The organism is Bradyrhizobium sp. SHOUNA76 (assembly GCF_023006445.1).
Lineage (GTDB): Bacteria > Pseudomonadota > Alphaproteobacteria > Rhizobiales > Xanthobacteraceae > Bradyrhizobium.
Genome location: NZ_JALBHA010000444.1, coordinates 1 through 5,460 on the forward strand (window position 1 = coordinate 1; position 5,460 = coordinate 5,460).

Below are 5,460 nucleotides of genomic sequence, written 5' to 3' on the forward strand. Positions count from 1 at the left end.
GGCAATGGCCTGCCGCTCGGCGGCCGAGGCCTCGAGCTTGCGATGCAGGCCCGTGTCGGGGATCTGCGCGGCGATGACGGGGGACCGCCAGGGATCGGGCCGGGATTCGGCATTCGGTCGGCTCATGGCGTGACATCCTCGGGGGTAGCTGGAGGAAACCTGAAGGAGGCGCGGAGCAACGCAGCCTCGCCGGCGCGGCCGAGATCGGCCTCGCTGGCCCGGGCATAGGCGGCAAGCCGCTGCGCCCGGTCCAGGCCGGTCCCGTTCAAGATATTCTTGCAGATCGCCTCTGCCAGTGCCTCGCCGCCGGCCTCCATCGCCTGGTCATAGGCCTGAACCCGGCCGTAAAACGCTTCGCCGAAAGCCCGCATCCGCTTCGGCACCGTCTGGTCGCCCACCCCCATCTCGCGCAAATTGTCGTCCATATCCTCGCAGAATCGGTCGAACAGCGCCTGGGACAGCTCGGTGGCGCCGTGGACGGTGCGCAGGCGGCGCAGCAGCAGCCACAGATGCAGCAGCAACAGGTCGAAACGCCCGTTAACCGTATCGGGCACGCCCAAGTCGCGGTAAAATATGGGTTCTCGCGCCTGCGTCACGATCATGCCATAGATGGCTTCAATGGTGCCCGACGGGGTTAGCCGGGGTTTCCTGAAGTGATTGAACGGCCAAAGCATTGTGGTTTCCGCAAGCGGGCGCGCGCGAGTTGCATTCAGAGCCTCAGCCCGGTACTTCAGCGCCTCGCGCGACGCAAGGGGACGGAATCAGTTCCGCTATGACGACAACGAACCAGACCAGCCTGCGCGCAGGCAAGCGGCGCGGCCTTCATGCACGCTGGCGCGGCTTACGCATGCTCGCGGCCGTCACCCTGATCGGTGCGGCGCTCGCGGGCTGCACCGGTGAGCAGTTTCAGAAGGGTTACATCCTGCCGCCCGGCGCGCTCGAGCAGATCCCGATCGGCGCGAGCCAGGATCAGGTGCTGATCGTGATGGGCACCCCCTCGACGGTCGCCACCCTCGACGGCGAAGTGTTCTATTACATTTCGCAGCGCTCGGAGCGCATGGTCGCCTTCATGAACCAGAAGGTGGTCGACCAGCGCGTCATCGCGATCTATTTCGACAAGAACCGGCGCGTCCGGCGGCTTGCGAATTACGGCCTGCAGGACGGCAAGATCTTCGACTTCATCAGCCGCACCACGCCGACGTCGGGGCAGGAGATGAGCTACCTCACGCCGCTGTTCAAGCTGCTCAGCTTCAACTGAGCAGAACCTTTCGAGCGAAGGTGGACATCGGTTCGCGTCAAGAAGCGCGTCAAACAAGAGGCTAGAGCCCGTTCCAATTCCACCGCAAGGTAAATGGCTCTAGCCTGCGGCGTCGTGCCGCCCTTCGCGCGGCCTTTGCCGTGGCGTGCGACTTGCCGTCACAAGTGAGGTTCCCTACGCTCCCGCCAAAGCAAGAAGCTGGGAGTGGATTCGTGTCCAAGAAACTTCAGAACACTTTGTTGTCCCGTCGTCGCGTGCTCACCGGTGCTGCCGGCCTTTCGGCCGCAGCGATCCTGCCGCGTTCGAGCCTTGCGGACTGGAAGCCCACCGAGAATGTTCGTCTCGTCGTGCCGGCCGCGGCCGGCGGCTCGACCGACGTGATGGGCCGGCTCCTGGCCGCTCATCTGCAAACCGCCTGGGGCCAGTCCGCCGTCGTGGAAAACCGCTCGGGCGGCGGCGGCACCATCGGCACCGCCGAGGTGGTCCGCGCCAAGCCCGACGGCCACACCATCCTGGTCGGCAATCCCGGTCCGAACGCGATCGCCTACAGCATCTTCAAGAATCTTACCTACAAGCCGGACCAGCTTCAGCCGGTTACCAACATGATCCGGATTCCGAACATCGTCTCCGCGCATCCGAAGACCGGCATCAAGTCGATCGCCGAGCTGATCGCCTATCTCAAGGCCAATCCGGACAAGCTCAGCTACGCCTCCTCCGGCGTCGGCCAGAGCCCTCACCTCACCGGCGCCTGGTTTCTCCAGCTCACCGGGCTGAAGATGACCCACATTCCGTTCCGCGGCGCAGGCCCGGCGCTTCAGGCCGCGCTCGCCGGCGACATCCAGATCCTGTTCGACAATCTCTATCCGAGCCTGCCGCAGGTGCAGAGCGGCACGCTCAACGGTCTTTGCGTCACCACCACCGAGCGCAGCGAGCTCGCGCCGAACCTGCCGACCATGCGCGAGAGCGCGCCGGAGCTGGCGAGTTTCGACGTCTCGTCGTGGTTCTCGGTTTTCCTGCCGAAGGGCGTCTCGCCTGAGGTGCTCAACGCGCTCAATCTTCAGGTCAAGGCGATGCTGGAGCGCGACGACATCAAGAAGCAGATCACCGCCATGGGCGCCCGCGCCGACTACGGCACGCCGCAGCAATTCGCCGCCTTCGTGGACGCCGAGACGAAGAAGTTCGCCGGCATCATCCAGAAGGAAGGCCTGCAGATGGACGTGCAGTGACGCATGGCCGCGATCTGTAGGGCGGATTAGCGAAAGCGTAATCCGCCTTCTTCTGTTCGAGTGTGGCGGATTACGCTTCGCTAATCCGCCCTACGCGCTATCCGCGGATGGACGTGCATTAGGTCTCATCTCCGTCATTGCGAGCGTAGCGAAGCAATCCAGCCTGCCACCGCGGAAAGACCCTGGATTGCTTCGTCGCAAGAGCTCCTCGCAATGACGCGGTGAGAGGGTGCAGTCCATCAAACAAAAACCCCGCGGCTCGCGCCGCGGGGTTTTGTCTTGGTTCGCCTCTGCCGCTCAGTGCGCCAGGATCGCCAGCAGCAGCAAGGCCACGATGTTGGTGATCTTGATCATCGGGTTCACCGCGGGGCCGGCCGTATCCTTGTAGGGATCGCCGACGGTGTCGCCGGTCACGGCCGCCTTGTGGGCATCAGAGCCCTTGCCGCCGAAATGACCGTCCTCGATGTACTTCTTGGCGTTGTCCCAGGCACCGCCGCCCGAGGTCATGGAGATCGCAACGAACAGGCCCGTCACGATCACGCCGAGCAGCATTGCGCCCACCGCGGAGAACGCCGCCGACTTGCCGGCCACGCCGCCACCCGCGATCGCGTAGATCAGGAAGTAGACCACGATCGGGGACAGCACCGGCAGCAGCGAGGGGATGATCATCTCCTTGATCGCCGCCTTGGTCAGCAGGTCCACCGCCTTGCCGTAATCAGGCTTGTCGGTGCCCTGCATGATGCCGGGCTTCTCGCGGAACTGGCGCCGCACCTCCTCGACGATCGCGCTTGCCGCACGTCCCACCGCGGTCATGCCCATCGCGCCGAACAGATACGGCAACAGGCCGCCGAACAGCAGGCCGACAACCACGTAGGGATTGTTTAGCGAGAAGTCCGGATTGACGCCGGCGAAGTAGGGATGATGCGCGCTGTCCGCAACGAAGAACTTGAGGTCCTGGTTGTAGGCCGCGAACAGCACGAGGGCACCGAGACCGGCGGAGCCGATCGCGTAGCCTTTCGTCACCGCCTTGGTGGTGTTGCCGACCGCGTCGAGCGCGTCGGTCGACTTGCGCACCTCCTTCGGCAGGCCCGCCATTTCGGCAATGCCGCCGGCATTGTCGGTGACGGGGCCGAACGCGTCGAGCGCGACGACCATGCCGGCCAGCGCCAGCATGGTGGCGGTCGCGATCGCGATGCCGAACAGGCCGGCGAGGCTGAAGGTGACCAGAATGCCGGCGATGATCACGATCGCGGGCAGCGCGGTCGCCTCCATCGAGACGGCAAGCCCCTGGATCACGTTGGTGCCGTGACCGGTCACCGAGGCCTGGGCGATCGACTTCACCGGACGATAGTCCGTGCCGGTGTAGTATTCGGTGATCCAGATGATAAGAGCGGTGACGACGAGGCCGACCACGCCGCATTCGAACAGCGCCATGCCGGTGTAATCGACGCCCTCGAGCTTGCCGAAGCCGATCAGGTAGTAGATCACCAACGCGATGCCGACCAGCGACAGGATGCCGGTTGCGATCAGGCCCTTGTAGAGCGCGCCCATGATCGACTGGCTCGGCCCCAGCTTGACGAAGAAGGTGCCGATGATCGAGGTGATGATGCAGATGCCGCCGATCGCGAGCGGCAGCGTCATCATGTTGGCGAGGATCGACGTCTTGGCGAAGAAGATCGCCGCGAGCACCATGGTGGCGACCGCGGTCACCGCATAGGTCTCGAACAGGTCGGCGGCCATGCCGGCGCAGTCCCCCACGTTGTCGCCGACGTTGTCGGCGATGGTCGCGGGGTTGCGCGGATCGTCCTCGGGGATGCCGGCCTCGACCTTGCCGACGAGGTCGCCGCCGACGTCCGCACCCTTGGTGAAGATGCCGCCGCCGAGACGGGCGAAGATCGAGATCAGCGAGGCGCCGAAGCCGAGCGCCACCATGGCGTCGACCACGGTGCGGCTATCGGGCGCCAGCTTCAGCGAATGGACCAGGAAGCCGAAATAGAGCGTCACGCCGAGCAGCGCGAGACCCGCCACCAGCATGCCGGTGATGGCGCCCGCCTTGAAGGCGAGCTCGAGGCCGCCGGCCAGCGACGTCGTCGCGGCCTGGGCGGTGCGCACATTGGCGCGGACCGAGACGTTCATGCCGATGAAGCCCGCGGCGCCGGACAGGATAGCGCCGATGGCAAAACCGATCGCGACATAAAGCCCGAGGAAATAGGCAAGCAGCACGAAGATGACGATGCCGACGATACCGATCGTGGTGTATTGGCGCCGCAGGTAGGCCTGTGCACCCTCAGCGACCGCTCCTGCGATCTCCTGCATGCGCGGCGACCCCGCATCCGCGCTTAACACCGAAGACGTCGCCCAAATCGCGTAGACGACGGAAAGCGCTCCGCAGAGCACAATCAACCATAATGCTGTCATGTGATGTTTGCCTCAGATCCTTGATGTACCCCCGGCGCCTTTTGTTGTCCGTCGTGCGGTGCGGCGCCTTGATTTCGAACAAAGCCGCCCCTTGCCCAAAAGGGACGGCCTTAGTCAGCCGCAAGCTTGCCAAAATCAAATTGAGGGTGCAACGCCGGATGAGGCCGAAAAAGCCGATCTCGGCAAGTATTTAGGGCAAGTCCCGAGAACTAACATGCCGGTTTGGAGCAATTCCTAGAAGTGGCTGTAGGACAGCCTCGTCAGGGCCAATTCCTGGCCCTGCCCGTCCAGGAAGCGCGGCCTCTCCTTCCCCGCGACGATGGTGCCGATCGCCGTGACGGCAAGGCCGGCCGCCCGCCCAGCGGCAATCAGTGCATCGGCCTGCGCCGGCGGGACGGTGCACAGCACCTCGTAATCGTCGCCCCCCGCAAGCAGCGTCTCGACGCAAACGATTTTGCGGGCGACCAGGCCCGCCGCCGCGGCTGAGAGCGGAACGCTTGCCACGTCGACCGTGGCCGAGACCCCGGACGCTGCGCAGAGTTTCACCAGATCGCCGGC

5 protein-coding genes and 1 pseudogene are annotated in these 5,460 nt (G+C 64.7%); 2 read left to right on the forward strand and 4 right to left on the reverse strand.

Annotated features, from left to right (window positions below; all coding sequences use genetic code 11):
• Together MOV74_RS30260 and MOV74_RS30265 are read right to left on the reverse strand one after the other, a co-directional pair.
• A pseudogene (locus MOV74_RS30260) lies at positions 1–126 on the reverse strand (DUF177 domain-containing protein); the annotation flags it as partial.
• Entirely contained in the window at positions 123–674 is a 552-nt protein-coding gene (locus MOV74_RS30265) for a ubiquinol-cytochrome C chaperone family protein (RefSeq protein WP_246930414.1), read from the reverse strand. The gene MOV74_RS30265 and the pseudogene MOV74_RS30260, both read right to left, overlap by 4 nt.
• A 98-nt stretch (positions 675–772) precedes the next feature.
• Here MOV74_RS30265 and MOV74_RS30270 point away from each other — a divergent pair, with 98 nt between their 5' ends.
• Together MOV74_RS30270 and MOV74_RS30275 are read left to right on the forward strand one after the other, a co-directional pair.
• Positions 773–1,258 carry an outer membrane protein assembly factor BamE gene (locus tag MOV74_RS30270; RefSeq protein ID WP_246930416.1) on the forward strand — a complete coding sequence of 162 codons (486 nt, stop codon included), beginning with the start codon at positions 773–775 and terminating at the stop codon, positions 1,256–1,258.
• A 212-nt stretch (positions 1,259–1,470) separates the two neighbouring features.
• On the forward strand, positions 1,471–2,484 hold the full coding sequence (locus MOV74_RS30275; protein ID WP_246930418.1) for a tripartite tricarboxylate transporter substrate binding protein: 1,014 nt from the start codon (positions 1,471–1,473) through the stop codon (positions 2,482–2,484).
• 297 nt (positions 2,485–2,781) lie between these two features.
• Here the strand turns inward: MOV74_RS30275 and MOV74_RS30280 are convergent, their stop codons facing one another.
• A complete protein-coding gene (locus MOV74_RS30280; RefSeq protein ID WP_246930420.1) occupies positions 2,782–4,902 on the reverse strand; it encodes a sodium-translocating pyrophosphatase in 2,121 nt (706 codons plus the stop codon).
• A 234-nt stretch (positions 4,903–5,136) separates the two neighbouring features.
• A partial coding sequence (locus MOV74_RS30285; protein WP_246930422.1) for an AIR synthase-related protein occupies positions 5,137–5,460 on the reverse strand: 324 nt, incomplete at its 5' end.

What these genes read in the sequence shown, in the direction of transcription:
- MOV74_RS30265 (WP_246930414.1), bottom strand. Translation starts at nt 674, where the DNA reads ATGCTTTGGCCGTTCAATCACTTCAGGAAACCCCGGCTAACCCCGTCG.
- MOV74_RS30270 (WP_246930416.1), top strand. Translation starts at nt 773, where the DNA reads ATGACGACAACGAACCAGACCAGCCTGCGCGCAGGCAAGCGGCGCGGC.
- MOV74_RS30280 (WP_246930420.1), bottom strand. Translation starts at nt 4,902, where the DNA reads ATGACAGCATTATGGTTGATTGTGCTCTGCGGAGCGCTTTCCGTCGTC.